Source organism: Citrobacter sp. 506, from assembly GCF_050434985.1.
Lineage (GTDB): Bacteria > Pseudomonadota > Gammaproteobacteria > Enterobacterales > Enterobacteriaceae > Citrobacter > Citrobacter braakii.
Map to the genome: position 1 here is coordinate 480,709 of NZ_JBNDJN010000003.1, position 19,205 is coordinate 499,913.

A 19,205-nucleotide genomic window follows, 5' to 3' on the forward strand; every position below is an offset into this window, starting at 1 on the left:
ATGGCGCTTTGCTTATTCGGCCTGCACGATACTTCCCCGCAGGCCGAAAAGCGACTTAAGCGTCGCTGCCGCTTGTTGGTATCTGCTTGTGATTGGTATGTTTCTGGCTGAGGTTAGACAGCCCCTGGCGATAGCGCTGCTCCAGCGTCTCGCGACTGGTGGCGGTGACGTCCAGATCGCGCAGCAGGCCATCATGAATACCGTAAGCCCAGCCGTGAATGGTAACTTTCTGACCGCGCTTCCATGCTGAACGCATGATGGTTGAGTGGCCCAAGTTGTAGACCTGCTCCATTACATTCAGTTCGCACAGGGTGTCAATGCGACGTTCCTGCGGCATTTCACCCAGCAGTGAACTGTGTTTAAACCAGATATCGCGAATATGCAGTAACCAGTTATCAATCAGCCCCTGTTCTTTATTTTCAATAGCCGCCTGTACGCCACCACATCCATAGTGGCCGCAAATAATAATATGTTCCACTTCCAGCACATCCACCGCATACTGAACCACTGAGAGACAGTTCAGGTCGGTGTGAATAACCAGATTGGCAACATTACGGTGAACAAATAATTCACCCGGCTCAAGACCGGTTAAACGTTCTGCGGGAACGCGACTGTCGGAACATCCAATCCATAAAAAGCGCGGATTTTGTGCGTGAGTCAGCGTTTCAAAAAATCCGGGATCCTCTTCTACCAGCATCTTTGACCATAGCGCGTTGTTGCTGATGAGTGTATCTATGTCTTTCATGGAGGCTGTAACCAATTGAATTGCGTTGCGCTAATATAGGGTAACTCCTGATTTATTAAAACCAAATATCAAGCATTAGAATGTAAGGTAAGTAAAAAACCATGACCATTGCTCTGGAACTTCAACAACTTAAAAAAACCTATCCCGGTGGCGTTCAGGCGTTACGCGGAATAGATTTGCAAGTCGAAGCGGGGGATTTTTATGCGCTTTTGGGACCGAATGGCGCAGGCAAGTCCACCACCATCGGGATAATCAGCTCGCTGGTGAATAAAACCTCTGGGCGGGTGAGCGTCTTCGGATACGATCTTGAAAAAGATACCGTTAATGCGAAACGCCAGCTTGGTCTGGTACCGCAGGAGTTTAACTTTAACCCGTTTGAAACCGTGCAGCAGATCGTAGTCAACCAGGCGGGTTATTACGGCGTTGAGTATAAAGAGGCGGTCAAACGCAGCGAACTATATTTAAAGCAGCTCGATTTATGGGAAAAACGTAACGAGCGCGCGCGCATGCTCTCCGGCGGGATGAAACGCCGTCTGATGATTGCCCGCGCACTAATGCACGAGCCTAAATTACTCATCCTTGATGAACCGACGGCGGGGGTCGACATTGAACTGCGTCGTTCAATGTGGGGCTTTTTAAAGGATTTAAACGACAAAGGCACCACCATTATTCTGACCACTCACTACCTCGAAGAAGCGGAAATGCTGTGTCGCAACATCGGCATTATTCAGCACGGCGAGCTGGTGGAAAACACCTCGATGAAGAGCCTGCTCTCTAAGCTGAAATCCGAGACCTTTATTCTCGATCTGGCGCCGAAAAGCCCGCTGCCAAAACTGGAGGGCTATCAATACCGGCTGGTGGATACCTCCACGCTGGAAGTGGAAGTCCTGCGTGAACAAGGGGTCAACAGCGTGTTCTCACAGCTGAGCGCCCAGGGCATTCAGGTATTGAGTATGCGAAACAAAGCGAACCGACTGGAAGAACTGTTTGTTTCTCTGGTGCATGAAAAACAAGGAGATCGCGCATGATGCAGCTTTATTGGGTTGCGCTGAAAAGCATCTGGGCGAAAGAGATCCACCGCTTTATGCGTATCTGGGTCCAGACTCTGGTTCCTCCCGTCATTACTATGACGCTCTATTTTATTATCTTTGGTAACCTGATCGGCTCGCGAATCGGCGAAATGCATGGTTTTAGCTACATGCAGTTTATCGTGCCAGGGCTGATTATGATGGCGGTAATTACCAACTCGTACGCTAACGTGGCATCGTCATTCTTCAGCGCCAAGTTTCAACGCAACATTGAAGAGCTACTGGTCGCTCCGGTACCGACGCACGTGATCATCGCCGGTTTTGTTGGCGGCGGCGTGGCGCGTGGCCTGTGCGTAGGGATCCTGGTAACAGCGATTTCGCTGTTCTTTGTGCCGTTCCAGGTGCATTCCTGGGTCTTTGTGGCGCTTACGCTGGTGTTAACGGCGGTGCTGTTTTCGTTGGCCGGTCTGTTGAACGCGGTTTTCGCTAAAACCTTTGACGATATCAGCCTGATCCCAACCTTCGTGCTGACTCCGCTGACCTATCTGGGCGGCGTTTTCTATTCGTTAACGTTGCTGCCGCCGTTCTGGCAGGGACTGTCCCATCTGAACCCGATTGTCTACATGATTAGCGGTTTCCGTTACGGCTTCCTGGGGATCCACGATGTTCCGCTGGTCACGACCTTTGGCGTGCTGGTGGTGTTTATCGCGGCGTTTTATTTGCTGTGCTGGTACCTGATTCAGCGCGGACGCGGCCTGCGCAGCTAAGTCTTTCTTCCTCTCCTTGCCCGGGAGAGGAAGACTTTTGATGCTTATCACCATTACGGATTTATCACCCTGATAAACTACTTGCCTGCTAAGGAGGTAGGCAATGCTAGGTTGGGTAATTACCTGTCATGATGATAAGGCACAGGATATGCTGCATCGTCTGGAGAAAAAGTACGGCCCGTTGGTTCAATGCCAGGCGGTGAGTTTTTGGCGTGGGCTTAGCTCGAATATGCTAAGTCGCATGATGTGCCATGCCCTGCATGCTACAGACTCTGGCGAGGGTGTGATATTCCTGACGGATATGGCCGGGGCCGCGCCTTACCGCGTGGCTTCGTTAATGAGCCATAAACATCCCCAGTGTGAAGTGATTTCAGGTATCAGTTATCCATTGCTTGAACGAATGCTTTCGTCGCGGGAATCGATGAGCAGTTCTGCGTTTCGTGATAGCATCGTTGCGCTTGGCGGGCCCGAAGTCTCTAGCCTCTGGCATCAACAACAGAAAAATCCCCCCTTCGTGTTGAAGCATGATTTGTATGAGTATTAATCATTGGTATTGATGGCGCTTTTGCTACAATAGCCGGGGTTTCTCGCCTCGGTTATCTCATATGGTGATGCGCGTTCTGCTTGTTTTATTGCTCCTGTTTTCTGGCAGCATAGCTGCGGCTTTGCCTGCTCGCTACATGCAAACCACCGAAGCAGCCGCCGTGTGGGCGCAGATTGGCAACAAGATGGTGACGGTAGGAAATATTCGCGCCGGGCAGATCCTCGCCGTTGAGCCAATTGCGGCAGACTATTACGAATTTACCTTTGGTTTTGGTACCGGGTTTATTGATAAGGGGCATCTGGAGCCTGTGCAGGGGCGGCAGAAAGTCGATGATGGTCTGGGCGATCTCAATAAACCCCTCAGCAACCAAAGCCTGATCACCTGGAAAGATACGCCGGTTTATAACGCTCCGGATGTTGGTAGCGCCCCGTTTGGCGTGCTGGCGGATAATCTGCGTTATCCGGTTATCAGCAAGCTTAAAGACCGTCTCAACCAAACCTGGTACCAGATCCGTATTGGCGGCAGACTGGCCTATATCAGCGCTCTGGATGCGCAGGAAGACAACGGTATCCCGGTGTTAACCTATCACCATATTCTGCGCGATGAAGAGAATACCCGTTTTCGCCACACCTCTACGACAACCTCCGTACGCGCCTTCAGCAACCAGATGGCCTGGCTACAGGACCGCGGCTACACCACGTTGACGATGTACCAACTGGAAGGCTATGTTCGCAACAATATGAATCTCCCGGCGCGGGCGGTGGTGCTGACTTTTGATGATGGTCTGAAGTCGGTGAGTCGTTATGCTTACCCGATTCTGAAGCAGCACGGCATGAAGGCAACGGCGTTTATTATCTCCTCACGTATCAAGCGCCACCCGCAGAAGTGGGATCCGAAATCACTGCAGTTTATGAGCATCGCGGAACTGAATGAGATTAGGGACGTGTTCGACTTCCAGTCGCATACCCATTTTTTACATCGGGTTGATGCGAATCACCGGCCAATCCTGCTGAGTCGCAGCTATCACAATATTCTGTTTGATTTTGCCCGTTCGCGTCGGGCGTTGTCTCAGTTTAACCCTCACGTTCTTTATCTTTCTTACCCGTTTGGCGGCTATAACGCCACCGCAGTAAAAGCGGCAGGCGACGCGGGATTCCACATGGCGGTCACCACGGTGAGAGGGAAGGTTAAACCGGGGGATAATCCGTTCTTATTGAAAAGACTTTATATTTTAAGAACGGATTCGCTGGAGACGATGTCGCGGCTGATAAGTAATCAGCCGCAGGGGTAAGGGCTGTCAGGCAACCTGTACCGGAATGGCTTTCGCGGTGCGCTTCATTTCGTTGTCGCCTTCAAAATAGGCCACTTTCGGACGCCAGGTGCGGGCTTCTTCATCAGACATGGTGACGAAGCTGGCGATAATCACAATGTCGCCGACTTCAGCACAGTGTGCCGCTGCGCCGTTCACCGAGATGATTCTGGAGCCGCGTTCAGCCGCAATCGCGTAGGTTGAGAAACGTTTACCGTTGGTCACGTTCCAGATATCAATAGCTTCGTTTTCCAGAATACCAGAGGCATCGAGGAAATCCTGGTCGATGGCGCAGGAGCCTTCGTAGTGCAGGTCCGCCTGCGTGACTTTTACGCGGTGGAGCTTGCCTTGCAGCATGGTGCGAATCATAACTTCTATACCCTGTCGTTTACCTTGGCTAAGCAGGCACTACTGGCCTGCTTTGAGAAATTCTCAGGCAGTATTGCCTGATTTTTAACCCCTGTCTACTGGGCTAATGTAACGCTTTGATTATCGATCAGACGTGCCTGACCCAGCCAGGCAGCGGCCAGAATCACCGCGCGTTTACTGGTTTCCGTCAGTTCCAGCAGCGTGTCGGCATCACGAATCTGAATATCGTCGGCACGGAAGCCTTTTTCATTCAGTTCCTGCTCGGCAATGGCAATAATCTCTTCCTGGTCACGATGGCCGGCAAGCAGCTTTTCAGCGATGCCGTTCATCACTTTGTGCAGACCCGGCGCAATTTTTCGCTGCTCTGCGGTCAGATAACCGTTACGTGAGCTAAGCGCCAGACCGTCTTTGGCGCGAATAATCGGCACGCCAACGATCTCAATGTCATAACCCAGATCCGCCACCATTTTGCGGATCAGTGCGAGCTGCTGGAAATCTTTCTCGCCAAAGCAGGCGATATCAGGCTGGATCAGGTTAAACAGCTTGCTGACGATAGTGGAAACGCCACGGAAATGGCCTGGACGGCTGGCGCCTTCCAGCATGGTGGAGAGACCGGGAACTTCAACGAACGTCTGGCCATCCAGACCCTGCGGGTAGATTTCCTCAACGGCTGGCGCAAAAACATAATCGACTTTACGCTTGTTCAGCTTTTCACAATCTTCCTGCAGCGTGCGCGGATAGCGCACCAGATCGTCCGGTCGGTCAAACTGCATCGGGTTGACGAAAATGCTGACGATCACCACATCAGCCCGCGCTTTTGCCTCATCGACCAGCTTCATATGGCCGTCGTGCAGGTTGCCCATGGTGGGAACCAGAGCGACGCGTTTGCCTTCCTGACGCAGACGACGAATATGCTGGCGCAGCAGCGGCAGGGTTTCAATGATTAACACGACAAGACTCCTTGAGTTGCCTGAGGAACCGTAGGCCGGATAAGACGTTTACGCCGCCATCCGGCAACATGCAGCGAACCGCCTGATGGCGCTACGCTTTTCAGGCCAATATATGGCCTGAAAAATTAGTGGAAACTGTGTTCTTCGCCCGGATAAACGCCGGACTCCACTTCAGCCATATACTGCCGCACTGCGGCGCGCATGTCGCCTGCTTCATTGAGGAAATTCTTCGCAAATTTCGGGATGTGGCCACCGGTAATACCAAAGGCATCGTGCATGACGAGGATTTGTCCATCGGTGACGTTACCTGCGCCGATACCGATAACCGGAATCGACAGCGCTTCGGTGACGCGCTTCGCCAGCTCAACCGGCACGCACTCCAGCACCAGCAACTGAGCGCCAGCGGCTTCTAAGGCCAGCGCGTCATCCAGCAATACCTGCCCGGCGTCGCCGCGGCCCTGAATTTTATAGCCGCCGAAAATATTCACCGACTGCGGTGTTAATCCCAGATGACCGCAAACCGGTACGGCGCGTTCGGTGAGCATTTTTACCGTATCCGCCAGCCAGGCACCGCCTTCAATTTTGACCATATTGGCACCCGCCCGCATCACCACCGCGGCGTTTTCAAATGCTTGTTGCGGCGTGGCGTAAGCCATAAATGGCAGGTCGGAGAGCAGCAGACAGTTGGGGGCGCCACGACGTACGGCACGAGTGTGGTAAGCAATATCTTCAACGGTGACCGGTAGGGTGGAGTCATGCCCCTGAATCGTCATGCCCAGTGAGTCGCCAACCAGCATCACATTAATGCCTTCGTCGGCAAATAACTTAGCGAAGCTGTAGTCGTAGGCGGTAATGGTCGCGAAGCGTTTTTTCTCTTGCTTGCATTTCTGCAGCAGTGAAATGGTGGTGGGTTTCATAACATTTCCTGATGATGAAAGTCATATTTATCGGCATTCTAACAGTCACATTCAGGGGGGCAATTGTTTTAAGCAACCGTTTGGCACTAAAGTGGTAAACGCTGAAGTGGAGGGGATACTTTACCAGTGTGCAGGTTTTGCGGCACCAAGATGGGTGAGGTGCTGATGCAGGCTGATACCCTCCGGGAAGATAAGCTCAGGTGCGATTTCAGCGAGCGGCCACAGCATAAAACCACGGTTTTTCATGTCGTAGTGCGGCACGGTCAGACGTTCGGTGTTAATCACTTCATCGCCAAACAGCATAATATCGAGGTCCAGAGTGCGCGGCCCCCAGCGTTCGGCTTTACGTACGCGTCCCTGTTGCAGCTCAATGCGTTGGGTATGATTAAGCAATTCTTCGGGAGCGAGAGTGGTTTCCAGCGCCACGGCAGCGTTCAGGTAATCTGGCTGATCCTGTGGGCCTAATGGCGGTGTGCGGTAAAAGGAGGAAACAGCGACGATACGGCTGTCGGGAATGTCGCCAATCGCTTTTACGGCAGCATTAACCTGCTCCAGGGGAGAGGCCAGATTACTGCCGAGAGCGATATAGGCGATGGTCACGCGGAACCTTCACGGCGCGGGGCGCGTTTACGCGGGCGACGATGACGACGGCGCTCCGGTTCTTCGTCGAGTTCGTTGAGCATGCCTTTTTGTTCCGGCGGTGCTGAAACCTGGAATTCTCCCCACCACTGCGCCAGACGCTGCAGCTCAGCGTTGTTTTCCACTTCGGCACGCAGGGCCAGCAGATCGTAAGCGGCGCGGAACTTCGGATGCTCCATCAGCTTCCAGGCGCGTTTGCCCTGGCGACGAGACATGCGTAGCTGCAACTGCCAGATATCACGGGTCAGCGAGGTCAGACGTTTCGGGATCGCCAGCGAGCGGCAGGCTTCATCCAGTACGTCGTTCATCGCCAGTGCGAAGGCATCGTAGTAAGCCAGACCGCTTTCCTGGGCAATTTTCTGCGCAGCTTCCAGTAACGGATACCAGAACATGGCGGCGAACAAGAACGCCGGGTTAACGCGCATATCATTGTGGATGCGGTTATCGGTATTCTTCAGCACCTGAGCGATGATGCGTTCCATTGGGCTGTCACCGTCTTCGGTGAAATAGCGCGTAATGGTGGGGAACAGCGGCTGGAACAGGCTGTACTCACGCAGTTTTTTATAGGTTTCATACCCATAGCCCGCCTGTAACAGTTTGAGTGCTTCTTCAAACAGGCGTGCGGGGGGAATATCGTTAAGCAGTGTTGCCAGACGCGGGATTGGCTCAGCGGTTTCCGGGCTGATACGCATGTCGAGCTTGGCGGCAAAGCGCACGGCCCGCAGCATACGTACAGGGTCTTCGCGGTAGCGCGTTTCCGGATTACCGATCAGGCGAACGATGCCCTCTTCGAGATCCTGCATGCCACCAACGTAATCACGCACGGTGAAATCGGCCACGCTGTAATACAGGCTGTTAATCGTGAAGTCGCGACGCTGGGCATCTTCTTCGATGGAGCCGAAGATGTTGTCGCGCAGCAGCATACCGTTTTGTCCGCGCTGTGAGGTTGTGCGATCGGACTCGCTGCCTTCATGATGACCACGGAAAGTTGCCACTTCGATAATTTCCGGGCCAAACATGACATGGGCCAGACGGAAACGGCGACCAACCAGACGACAGTTACGAAACAGTTTTCGCACCTGATCTGGCGTGGCGTTAGTCGTGACATCAAAATCTTTCGGCTTTTTGCCCAGCAAAAGATCGCGTACGCCTCCGCCAACCAGCCATGCCTCGTATCCGGCCTTATTGAGCCTGTACATTACCTTCAGGGCATTTTCACTGATATCTTTGCGGGAGATAGAGTGCTGCTCACGCGGGATTACCGTCATATGTGGACGGGCGACGGCGAGCTCGGCCTCGCGCTCCTCGCGGCTTAGCACCTTGCGGCAAAAATTAGCGACTCGGGTAAAAATAGTGCACCTCGGTAGTGTCAAACTTCAATCAGAACAAGTGTTGCTGTGTAAAAATAGCGGCTAATCATAGCTCAGCATGATGCATTTGAGAATGGCGGATTTACGATCGCCGATTCTGGCACCGCTGTCAGACTCCAGTTTTCAATGGCAAACGTGAGAATCTGATCCACGCGCATCTCCTGCCACGGGATATCGGAGTGCTGGCCGAGAAAGCGCAGCGCAGCAACAATCACCGGGCGTGGATCGCCTTGCGGCAGTGCAGGTGCATGATTTTGTTTTGAAAGTTTAGCGCCTTGTTCGTTGAGCGCCAGCGGCAGATGAATATAGTCCGGCGCTTGCCAGCCGAACTGTTGATACAACGAAATTTGCCGTACCGTCGGTTCGATAAGATCGGCACCGCGCACAATTTCCGTCACGCCCTGGAAGTGGTCGTCTACCACCACCGCGAGGTTATAGGCAAACAGCCCGTCGCGACGGTGAATAATAAAATCTTCCCTTGCAAGCCGCGGATCAGCCAGAATCACACCGCGCAGTTGGTCCGTAAACTGCATCACCGGATGGCGTTGCTTAATGCGGACCGCCGCCTGTTCAGGCCTGTGGCGTAGCTCACGGCAATGACCGTCGTAAATACCGCCGACGCTTTGAATACGCGCGCGCGTACAGGTGCAGTAATAGCTCAGATCCTGCTGATGCAGCCAGGCCAGCGCCTCGCGGTAGGCGTCATGACGCTGGGATTGCCATAGAATATCGCCATCCCAGTGCAGTCCGTAATGTTCCAGCTGACGCAGAATCGTGTCTGCAGCACCGGGAACTTCACGAGGGGGGTCAATATCTTCAATGCGTACCCGCCAGATTCCGCGACGAGCACGGGCCTGCAGGTAACTCCCGAGGGCGGCAATCAGTGAACCAAAATGGAGTTCGCCAGAGGGGGAAGGGGCGAAGCGGCCAATATAATGTGAATCGCTCATTTTGCGGGCTAACAAATAATAAGGCGGGAGAAGCTCCCGCCTGAAGTAAACGTGGTAAAAATGACCGGAATTAACCTGCCATTTGTTTTTCGCGGATTTCTGCCAGCGTTTTACAGTCGATGCACAGATCGGCTGTCGGACGCGCTTCCAGACGGCGAATACCAATTTCTACGCCGCATGATTCGCAGTAGCCGAAATCTTCGTCTTCTACTTTCTTCAGCGTCTTCTCGATCTTTTTGATCAGTTTGCGCTCACGATCACGGTTACGCAGCTCAAGGCTGAATTCTTCTTCCTGTGCGGCGCGGTCCACCGGATCAGGGAAGTTAGCCGCTTCGTCTTGCATATGAGATACGGTGCGATCAACTTCATCCCTAAGTTGATTACGCCATGCCTCAAGAATACGCCTGAAGTGCGACAGCTGGGCTTCGTTCATATACTCTTCGCCCGGTTTCTCCTGGTACGGCTCCACCCCAGCGATGGCGAGAATACTCAGGGACGATGTTTTACGGTTTTGCCCTTCTTGCATGTTGCTTCTCCTTAACACGCACTATCGATCCCCATGTTCGGGGGAAAAATCAGGTCGCTATAAATAGCAGATGCTTTTCCGGATAGCAATTATCTAAACGTAACACTTGACAACCCTGTGAGGAAAAGCGTATTTGCCCACGCGCCCAGAATACTAATTAACCGAATGTTTACACCATTACAAGGTAATGGGCAACGGCTCTTTAAGAGTCATACCATGGGCAGAAAGTTCCGCTTTATAAACCAGAATTTCTACCCCCTTAAGCTGTGCTTCAACTAATAATTGCGCATATTTTGCATCGATATGGCGCGCGGGTGAAAACCGTGTAATGGCTGAATGCAACACCGCGAAAAATATCACCGCGCGCTTGCCTTCGGCCGCTACGCTCATCAATTCCCGAAGATGTTTCTGACCTCGTTCAGTGATGGCATCGGGAAAATAACCCTGATCTTTTTCCGCCAACGTGACTGATTTCACTTCAATATAGCAGTCAGGTCGGGAATCCGCCTGTAACAAAAAGTCGATGCGGCTCCCTTCGGCGCCGTATTTTACTTCACTTTTCAAGGTGCTGTAGTCTGAAACTTCCGAAATTAACGAACGCTGAATAGCCTCTTTCGTTAATCTATTGGCCCACAGCGTGTTAACACAAATAAGTGCACCGGATTGGGTTTGCGTTAATTCCCAGGTATGTGGATATTTTCGTTTGGTATTTTCTGATGTCGAATACCAGACAGTATCTCCCGGCGTTGCGCAGCCGGTCATCGCTCCCGTATTGGGGCAGTGTAGCGTTAACGTTGTGCCATCCGGTGTGATCACATCCGCTAAAAAACGCTTATAGCGCTGAATGAGCGTTGCAGGTTGTAAAGGTGGAGAAAATTGCATGAACAGTTCCTTTGATTATTCAGTCAGCGTCCAGCGTTGCAACTGCGTGTAACGCGTGCGTCCTCGCATGAATGAGGAGGAGTAAAGCCCAAACTCCGTTACCGGAAACGACCAGCCAAACCCTGGCGGAGGGATAGATACCGCGTGACCGGCGTCACGCAGCAGCGTGATATGCGGGTGAAAAGGCTGCGGGCTCTGGTGGCACCCACTGCGTGCGGCTTGTGCCCGCAACATGTTCGCCAACTGCAGCAGCCCGCGCGGCGGCTGACGCATTCCCAACCACACGACACGCGAGCGCAGCCATTGCCCGGCATCGTCGAGTTTGAGCGTAAAACCCGGCTGGCGAATACGCCCCGCAAGCTGCGTTAACGCATGCTGCTTCTCAGCGCTGACGTCGCCCAAAAAGGCGAGCGTCAGATGCAGATTATCGGCGGCGACGGGACGACCCGCTTCAGGGGGGAACTGCGCGGCCCGCCAGTGGATTAACTGCTCCCGAACCTCGCCAGGCAATTCAATCGCAAAGAACAGCCTTTTTGGCTCAGACATGATGGATACTCGGTTATGAATTAACGCGATGCTACAATGCAGCGCGAAGAATGTTAACCCTCTGGAGTCATTTGTGACGTCGTTGCCCGTTGCCGCCGTAGTGCCTGAACTACTTACCGCCCTTGATGCCTCGTCGCAGGTTTTGCTGACGGCGCCGACCGGTGCCGGGAAATCAACCTGGCTGCCGTTGCGACTCCTTGAACATCGCGGTATCAAGGGACGGATTATTTTGCTGGAGCCTCGGCGTCTGGCAGCACGCAATGTGGCGCAGCGGTTGGCGGAATTGCTGAATGAAAAGCCTGGCGAGACCGTGGGGTATCGCATGCGTGCGCAAAGCTGCGTAGGGCCGCAGACCCGCCTTGAGGTGGTGACGGAGGGGGTTCTGACACGCATGATCCAGCGCGACCCCGAATTGACGGGCGTTGGGCTGGTCATCCTCGACGAATTTCACGAGCGGAGTTTGCAGGCCGACCTGGCGCTGGCGCTGTTGCTGGATGTGCAGCAAGGGCTGCGTGACGATCTGAAACTGTTGATCATGTCTGCCACTTTGGACAACGGGCGTTTGCAGCAGATGTTGCCCGATGCGCCGACGATCGTTTCTGAAGGCCGCGCATTTCCCGTTGAGCGACGATATCAGCCGTTGGCGGCGCATCTGCGTTTTGCTGAAGCGGTAGCGATAGCGACGGCAGAACTCCTGCGCCATGAAAGCGGGTCGCTGCTGCTGTTTTTACCGGGTGTAGGGGAAATCCAGCGCGTGCAGGAGCAACTGGCAACGCGTGTGGGCAGCGATGTGTTGTTGTGCCCACTGTACGGCGCGCTGACGCTTGCCGAGCAGCGTCAGGCGATTTTGCCCGCGCCGCAAGGCAAGCGCAAAGTGGTGCTGGCGACCAATATTGCCGAAACCAGCTTAACTATCGAAGGCATCCGGCTGGTGGTGGACAGCGCCCAGGAGCGCGTGGCGCGCTATGACGCGCGTACCGGTTTGACGCGACTAATTACCCAACGCATAAGCCAGGCCTCGATGACCCAGCGAGCGGGACGCGCGGGCCGTCTGGAACCCGGTATCTGCCTACATTTACTTGCCAAAGAGCAGGCGGAAAGAGCGGCGGCACAGGGAGAACCGGAGATTTTACAGAGCGACCTGTCCGGACTGCTGATGGAGTTGCTGCAATGGGGATGTTCCGACCCTGAGCAACTGAACTGGCTGGATACCCCGCCCGCCATCAACCTGCAGGCGGCAAAGCGGCTGCTGCAGATGCTGGGGGCGATTGAGGGTGACAGGCTCAGCGCCAGGGGGCAGAAAATGGCGACGTTGGGTAACGACCCCCGTTTAGCGGCTATGCTGGTTAGCGCCAACAATGACAATGAAGCGGCAACGGCGGCAAAACTGGCTGCGATTCTGGAAGAGCCGCCGCGCAGTGGCAGTACCGATCTGGCTGTAGCGTTTTCACGAAATCAGCCCGCCTGGCAGCAGCGCAGCCAACAATTGCTGAAACGGCTTAACGTTCGCAGCGGACAGCCGGACAGCGCGCTGCTCCCCTCATTACTGGCGCAGGCGTTTGCCGATCGGATCGCGCGTCGGCGCGGGCAGGAAGGGCGCTATCAACTGGCGAATGGCATGGGGGCAATGCTGGATGCCGATGACGCCTCCGGACGCCATGAATGGCTGATTGCGCCGCTGTTACTGCAGGGCAGCGCTTCGCCGGATGCGCGTATTCTGCTGGCTCTGCCGCTGGATATCGAAGCGCTGATACAGGCATGCCCTGAACTGCTACAACAATCTGACACCATCGAATGGGATGAAACTCAGGGAACGTTAAAAGCATTGCGTCGGTCGCGCATTGGCCAGCTAACGGTAAAAGTACAGGCGCTGGCCAAACCCTCGGAAGAGGAGTTGCACCTGGCGATGTTGAACTGCATTCGCGATAAAGGGCTAAGTGTGCTCAACTGGACGCCGGAAGCCGAGCAGTTTCGCCTGCGTCTGCAATGTGCGGCAAACTGGTTGCCAGAGTATAACTGGCCCGCGGTAGATGAGGATTCTCTGCTGGCGACGCTGGAGAGCTGGCTGCTGCCTCACATGAGCGGTGTGCACTCGTTACGCGCGTTAAAAGCGCTAAATGTGGGTCAGGCGTTGCGCGGTTTGCTGGATTGGTCAATGCTGCAACGTCTGGATAGTGAACTGCCAGCGCATTACACTGTGCCGACGGGAAGCCGGATTGCCATTCGCTATCATGAGGATAACCCTCCGGTATTGGCGGTTCGGATGCAGGAAATGTTTGGTGAAGCGAAGACCCCAACCATCGCCGAGGGGCGCGTGCCGCTGGTGCTGGAACTGCTGTCTCCGGCCCAACGACCGCTGCAGGTAACGAGTGATTTGAGCGCGTTCTGGCAGGGATCGTACCGTGAGGTGCAAAAAGAGATGAAAGGGCGCTATCCCAAACATGTCTGGCCGGATGATCCAGCTAATACCGCGCCAACGCGGCGAACAAAGAAGTATTCGTAATGAAACTGTAGCCCGGATAAAGCGAAGCCGTCATCCGGTATAAACACGGCAGTAAATTGAGAGATTTCTTCTTCTGTTAACTGACGGAAGAACAGAGAATCGGGCCCTTGCGCCTGAATGTTGCGGAGAAAAAGCATGGCCGGGAATGACCGCGAGCCAATTGGACGTAAAGGGAAACCCTCGCGTCCGGTGAAACAAAAGGTGAGCCGTCGTCAACTCAGAGATGAAGAGTATGACGACGATTATGATGATGATGACTATGAGGATGAAGAACCGATGCCGCGTAAGGGTAAAGGCAAAGGGCGTAAGCCTCGTGGTAAACGCGGCTGGTTCTGGCTGCTGGTAAAACTGTCGATTGTTTTTTTGGTGCTGATCGCCATTTACGGCGTTTATCTGGACCAAAAAATCCGCAGCCGTATAGATGGTAAAGTCTGGCAGCTTCCTGCGGCAGTATATGGCCGTATGGTTAACCTTGAGCCAGAAATGCCGATCGGCAAGAACGAGATGGTGAAACTGCTGGAGGCTACGCAGTATCGTCAGGTGACGAAAATGACGCGCCCTGGCGAATTCACCGTGCAGGCGAAAAGCATCGAGATGATCCGTCGTCCGTTTGATTTTCCGGACAGTAAAGAAGGGCAGGTGCGCGCGCGTCTGACCTTTGATGGCGACCATCTGGATACCATCGAGAATATGGATAACAACCGCCAGTTCGGTTTCTTCCGTCTCGATCCGCGACTGATTACCATGCTCTCTTCGCCTAACGGTGAGCAGCGCCTGTTTGTCCCGCGCAGTGGATTCCCGGATCTGCTGGTGGACACGCTGCTGGCGACCGAAGATCGTCACTTCTATGAGCATGACGGTATCAGCCTCTATTCCATTGGCCGCGCGGTGCTGGCGAACCTGACGGCGGGGCGCACGGTACAAGGGGCCAGTACGCTGACCCAGCAACTGGTGAAAAACCTGTTCCTGTCCAGCGAACGTTCCTATTGGCGTAAAGCCAACGAAGCCTATATGGCGCTGATCATGGATGCGCGTTACAGCAAAGACCGCATTCTTGAGCTGTACATGAACGAAGTCTATCTCGGTCAAAGCGGTGACAATGAGATCCGCGGCTTCCCGCTGGCGAGCCTCTACTACTTTGGCCGTCCGGTGGAAGAGCTGAGCCTCGACCAGCAGGCGCTGCTGGTAGGGATGGTTAAAGGAGCGTCAATCTATAACCCGTGGCGTAACCCGAAGCTGGCACTGGAGCGTCGTAACCTGGTGCTGCGCTTGCTACAACAGCAGCAGATTATCGACCAGGATCTGTATGACATGCTGAGTGCGCGTCCGTTAGGCGTACAGCCGCGTGGTGGGGTGATCTCACCGCAGCCCGCCTTTATGCAGATGGTGCGCCAGGAGCTACAGGCGAAGCTGGGCGATAAAGTTAAAGACCTCTCCGGCGTGAAGATTTTCACCACCTTTGATTCCGTGGCGCAGGACGCTGCAGAAAAAGCGGCGGTGGAAGGTATTCCGGTGCTGAAGAAACAACGTAAGCTGAGCGATCTGGAAACCGCGATTGTGGTGGTTGACCGCTTTAGCGGCGAAGTGCGTGCCATGGTCGGTGGGGCAGAACCGCAGTTCGCTGGTTATAACCGTGCGATGCAGGCACGTCGTTCGATTGGTTCTTTGGCTAAACCGGCGACCTATCTGACCGCGCTCAGCCAGCCGAAGCTGTATCGTCTGAATACCTGGATTGCCGATGCCCCGATTGCGCTGCGTCAGCCTAACGGCCAGGTGTGGTCGCCGCAGAACGATGACCGTCGCTATAGCGAAAGCGGAAAAGTGATGCTGGTGGATGCGTTAACGCGCTCAATGAACGTGCCAACGGTAAATCTGGGGATGGCGCTGGGCCTGCCTGCCGTCACCGATACCTGGCTGAAGCTGGGCGCGCCGAAAGATCAGCTTAATCCGGTTCCAGCCATGCTGTTGGGGGCGTTGAACCTGACGCCGATCGAAGTGGCGCAGGCGTTCCAGACTATCGCCAGCGGCGGGAACCGCGCGCCGCTGTCGGCGCTGCGTTCGGTGATTGCCGAAGATGGTACGGTGCTGTATCAGAGCTTCCCGCAGGCCGAGCGTGCCGTTCCGGCGCAGGCGGCGTATATGACGCTGTGGACCATGCAACAGGTGGTTCAGCGTGGTACGGGGCGTCAGCTTGGCGCGAAATATCCTGGGCTTCATCTGGCAGGGAAAACCGGGACCACTAACAACAACGTGGATACCTGGTTTGCCGGGATCGACGGCAGCCAGGTAACCATCACCTGGGTGGGCCGTGATAACAACCAGCCAACCAAGCTGTACGGTGCCAGCGGTGCGATGTCGATTTATCAGCGTTATCTGGCTAACCAGACGCCAACACCGCTGGTGCTGACGCCGCCGGAAGATGTGGTGGATATGGGCGTGGACTACGACGGTAACTTCGTTTGTAGCGGGGGGATGCGTACGCTTCCGGTATGGACTACCGATCCTGATTCACTGTGTCAGCAGGGTGAAATGATGCAACAGCCGACCGGGAATCCGTTCGATCAGTCAACGCCGCAGCAGCAGCCTCAACAGCAGCAGCAACAACCGGCGCAGCCGGAAAAGAAAGATAGCGACGGTGTCGCTGGCTGGATAAAGGATATGTTCGGCAGTAACTGATATTGCTCAAAACCCGCTTCGGCGGGTTTTTCTTCTTTGGCCCATTCTCAGGGCCGAATAACATTCCAGCCTAATTTATTAACCCTTTCTTTTCATCTGGTTATTTCTTAACCCCTCAGTTTTAGTAGGGACGCGTATTGCTTGCTATCTCGCCAGAGTTTCGAATATTATGCTGCCGTTATAATAATAATTCTCGTTTACGTTATCATTCACTTTCATCAGAGAAATACCAATGGCGCGTCTTAAAACTGCTCAGCCAAGTTCATCGCTGCGTAAAATCGCAGTAGTGGTAGCCACAGCGGTTAGCGGCATGTCTGTCTATGCACAGGCGGCGGTTGACCCGAAAGAAGAAACCATCACCGTAACTGCTGCACCTGCCGCACAAGAAAGCGCATGGGGGCCTTCGCCGACAATTGCCGCGAAGCGTTCCGCCACCGCTACCAAAACCGACACGCCGATCGAAAAGACGCCACAGTCTGTTTCGGTAGTGACAAACGAAGAGATGCAGATCCATCAGTCTCGTTCCGTCAAGGAAGCGCTGGGTTATACCCCAGGGGTTGTGGTCAGTAATCGTGGTGCTTCAAATACATACGATTTTGTCAGCATCCGTGGTTTTACCTCTGTCGGTTTAAGCCAGAACAACTATCTGGATGGTCTGAAGCTACAAGGGAACTTCTATAACGACGCGGTTATCGATCCTTACATGCTGGAGCGTGTAGAGTTGATGCGTGGGCCAACTTCCGTGTTGTACGGTAAGAGTAACCCTGGCGGTATTATTTCGATGGTCAGCAAACGTCCAACCACCGAGCCGCTAAAAGAAGTTCAGTTTAAAATGGGAACAAATAATCTGTTCCAGACAGGATTTGATTTTAGTGATGCATTGGACGATAACGGTGAATTCTCTTACCGTTTAACCGGTCTGGCTCGTTCCACAAATGAGCAGCAGCAAGGTTCTGAATCACAGCGTTATACCGTTGCTCCGTCCTTCTCATGGCGTCCTGACGACAAGACTAACTTTACATTCCTTTCTTATTTCCAGAATGAACCCGAAACGGGTTACTACGGTTGGTTGCCGAAGGAAGGTACGGTTGAACCGCTACCTAACGGCAAGCGTTTGCCGACTGATTTTAATGAAGGTGCTTCAAATAATACTTATTCCCGCAATCAGAAAATGGTGGGGTACAGCTTTGAACACGACTTTAATGACACCTTCACTGTCCGGCAGAATTTACGTTTTGCTGAAATGAAAACGTCGCAGCAGAGCGTGTACGGTACGGGTATCTGTACAACAAATGCGTTTAACGCGCCTTGCCAGGCAATTCCGGCCGATCAGCGCGACCATTATCTTGGTCGTGGCACGGTTGTCGATGATGAACGTTTGCAGAACTTCAGTGTTGATACCCAGTTGCAGAGCAATTTCGCGACAGGAACGGTGGACCATACGTTGCTGACAGGTGTTGACTTCATGCGTATGCGTAATGATATCAATGCTAAATTTGGCACAGCTCCTGTTCTGGATCTTTATAACCCACAGCCTCTGGAAGATTTTGATTTCGACTCTACCGAGCCTTATCAGATGAACGAAACCAAACAAACCGGTATCTACATCCAGGATCAGGCGGAATGGGATAAGTGGGTCTTTACGCTGGGTGGTCGTTATGACTGGTCACAGCAAGCGACGACGATTCGTCAGAATTCAACCACTCCGCAAGCGGGTTATATTGAGCGTAACGATCATCAGTTCACATGGCGTGGCGGTGTAAACTACCTGTTTGATAATGGTATTTCTCCGTACGTTAGCTATAGCCAGTCATTTGAACCAAACGCATTCGATCTCTACAGCACTCCACGCATGGCTTTTGCGCCATCCAAGGGTGAACAGTATGAAGCGGGTGTAAAATATGTGCCGAAAGATCTGCCTGTGGTTATTACGGCTGCGGCATATCATCTGACGAAGACGAATACGCTGACAACCGATCCGACCAACTCGAATCTGCAAGTTCCGTCAGGCGAAGTACGTTCTCAGGGCTTTGAATTTGAAGCTAAAGCGGCCTTGAATGCCAATATCAATGTGACTGCTTCATATACTTACACTGATGCGGAGTACACTAAGGACACCAATCTCAAAGGGAACAACGTAGAACAAGTTCCTGAAAATATGGCATCACTCTGGGGCGACTATACCTTTAACGAAGGCGTTCTGTCGGGACTGACCCTGGGAACCGGTGGACGTTTTATCGGTTCAAGCTATGGAGATCCTGCAAACACCTTTAAAGTGGGAAGTGCTGCTGTAATGGATGCTGTCGTGAAATACGATTTAGCGCGTTTTGGTATGGCTGGCTCTAGTGTTGCTGTCAACGTTACCAACCTGCTGGATCGTGAATACGTTTCTAGTTGCTTCCAAACCTATGGCTGCTTCTGGGGCGCAGAACGTCAGGTCGTTGCAACCGCAACCTTCCGTTTCTAATTTCTTTTTGGGCACGC

Annotated in this window: 17 protein-coding genes; 7 read left to right on the forward strand and 10 right to left on the reverse strand. The window is 53.6% G+C overall.

Annotated elements, in window-relative coordinates:
- Positions 1 to 55: 55 nt before the first annotated feature.
- Positions 56 to 745: a carbonate dehydratase gene (can, locus tag ABIE10_RS15185; protein ID WP_016151733.1), complete on the reverse strand. Its 690-nt coding sequence runs from the start codon at positions 743 to 745 to the stop codon at positions 56 to 58.
- A 101-nt stretch (positions 746 to 846) separates the two neighbouring features.
- On the opposite strand from can, the gene ABIE10_RS15190 reads away from it, so the two are divergent.
- The 4 genes from ABIE10_RS15190 (at position 847) to ABIE10_RS15205 (ending at position 4,375) form a co-directional block, all read left to right on the forward strand.
- Entirely contained in the window at positions 847 to 1,773 is a 927-nt protein-coding gene (locus ABIE10_RS15190; protein WP_046275357.1) for an ABC transporter ATP-binding protein, read from the forward strand.
- Positions 1,770 to 2,540, forward strand: coding sequence for an ABC transporter permease (locus tag ABIE10_RS15195; protein WP_003829467.1), 771 nt, complete (start codon positions 1,770 to 1,772; stop codon positions 2,538 to 2,540). Before ABIE10_RS15190 ends, ABIE10_RS15195 begins: the two co-directional genes overlap by 4 nt.
- A gap of 103 nt (positions 2,541 to 2,643) precedes the next feature.
- Positions 2,644 to 3,084 carry a PTS sugar transporter subunit IIA gene (locus tag ABIE10_RS15200; protein ID WP_016151735.1) on the forward strand — a complete coding sequence of 147 codons (441 nt, stop codon included), beginning with the start codon at positions 2,644 to 2,646 and terminating at the stop codon, positions 3,082 to 3,084.
- A gap of 61 nt (positions 3,085 to 3,145) precedes the next feature.
- On the forward strand, positions 3,146 to 4,375 hold the full coding sequence (locus tag ABIE10_RS15205) for a polysaccharide deacetylase family protein (RefSeq protein ID WP_016151736.1): 1,230 nt from the start codon (positions 3,146 to 3,148) through the stop codon (positions 4,373 to 4,375).
- 6 nt (positions 4,376 to 4,381) lie between these two features.
- On the opposite strand, the gene panD is transcribed toward ABIE10_RS15205, so the two are convergent.
- From panD to thpR, 9 genes are all read right to left on the reverse strand, one after another.
- The gene (panD, locus tag ABIE10_RS15210; protein WP_000621526.1) at positions 4,382 to 4,762 is read right to left on the reverse strand and encodes an aspartate 1-decarboxylase; all 381 of its coding nucleotides are present in this window, start codon (positions 4,760 to 4,762) and stop codon (positions 4,382 to 4,384) included.
- 95 nt (positions 4,763 to 4,857) lie between these two features.
- On the reverse strand, positions 4,858 to 5,712 hold the full coding sequence (gene panC, locus ABIE10_RS15215) for a pantoate--beta-alanine ligase (protein WP_181221212.1): 855 nt from the start codon (positions 5,710 to 5,712) through the stop codon (positions 4,858 to 4,860).
- 125 nt (positions 5,713 to 5,837) lie between these two features.
- A complete protein-coding gene (gene panB, locus ABIE10_RS15220) occupies positions 5,838 to 6,629 on the reverse strand; it encodes a 3-methyl-2-oxobutanoate hydroxymethyltransferase (RefSeq protein ID WP_429156215.1) in 792 nt (263 codons plus the stop codon).
- A gap of 120 nt (positions 6,630 to 6,749) precedes the next feature.
- On the reverse strand, positions 6,750 to 7,229 hold the full coding sequence (folK, locus tag ABIE10_RS15225; RefSeq protein WP_016151739.1) for a 2-amino-4-hydroxy-6-hydroxymethyldihydropteridine diphosphokinase: 480 nt from the start codon (positions 7,227 to 7,229) through the stop codon (positions 6,750 to 6,752).
- Positions 7,226 to 8,620, reverse strand: coding sequence for a polynucleotide adenylyltransferase PcnB (pcnB, locus tag ABIE10_RS15230; RefSeq protein WP_203457720.1), 1,395 nt, complete (start codon positions 8,618 to 8,620; stop codon positions 7,226 to 7,228). The genes folK and pcnB overlap by 4 nt, the downstream gene beginning before the upstream one ends.
- A gap of 71 nt (positions 8,621 to 8,691) precedes the next feature.
- Positions 8,692 to 9,588, reverse strand: coding sequence for a tRNA glutamyl-Q(34) synthetase GluQRS (gene gluQRS, locus ABIE10_RS15235; protein ID WP_429156217.1), 897 nt, complete (start codon positions 9,586 to 9,588; stop codon positions 8,692 to 8,694).
- Between the two features lie 70 nt (positions 9,589 to 9,658).
- Positions 9,659 to 10,114, reverse strand: a complete 456-nt coding sequence (gene dksA, locus ABIE10_RS15240; RefSeq protein WP_003018625.1) for an RNA polymerase-binding protein DksA — start codon at positions 10,112 to 10,114, stop codon at positions 9,659 to 9,661.
- 177 nt (positions 10,115 to 10,291) lie between these two features.
- Positions 10,292 to 10,996, reverse strand: coding sequence for a DNA/RNA nuclease SfsA (sfsA, locus tag ABIE10_RS15245; RefSeq protein WP_016151742.1), 705 nt, complete (start codon positions 10,994 to 10,996; stop codon positions 10,292 to 10,294).
- A 15-nt stretch (positions 10,997 to 11,011) separates the two neighbouring features.
- Positions 11,012 to 11,542, reverse strand: coding sequence for an RNA 2',3'-cyclic phosphodiesterase (thpR, locus tag ABIE10_RS15250; protein WP_016155716.1), 531 nt, complete (start codon positions 11,540 to 11,542; stop codon positions 11,012 to 11,014).
- A gap of 73 nt (positions 11,543 to 11,615) precedes the next feature.
- Between thpR and hrpB the strand changes: the two genes are divergently transcribed.
- The 3 genes from hrpB (at position 11,616) to fhuA (ending at position 19,188) form a co-directional block, all read left to right on the forward strand.
- Complete coding sequence (hrpB, locus tag ABIE10_RS15255) at positions 11,616 to 14,045, forward strand: ATP-dependent helicase HrpB (protein WP_429156220.1); 2,430 nt, start codon at positions 11,616 to 11,618, stop codon at positions 14,043 to 14,045.
- 135 nt (positions 14,046 to 14,180) lie between these two features.
- Positions 14,181 to 16,721, forward strand: coding sequence for a bifunctional glycosyl transferase/transpeptidase (gene mrcB / locus ABIE10_RS15260; protein WP_279265262.1), 2,541 nt, complete (start codon positions 14,181 to 14,183; stop codon positions 16,719 to 16,721).
- Between the two features lie 232 nt (positions 16,722 to 16,953).
- Positions 16,954 to 19,188: a ferrichrome porin FhuA gene (fhuA, locus tag ABIE10_RS15265; protein ID WP_016155718.1), complete on the forward strand. Its 2,235-nt coding sequence runs from the start codon at positions 16,954 to 16,956 to the stop codon at positions 19,186 to 19,188.
- Positions 19,189 to 19,205 lie beyond the last annotated feature (17 nt).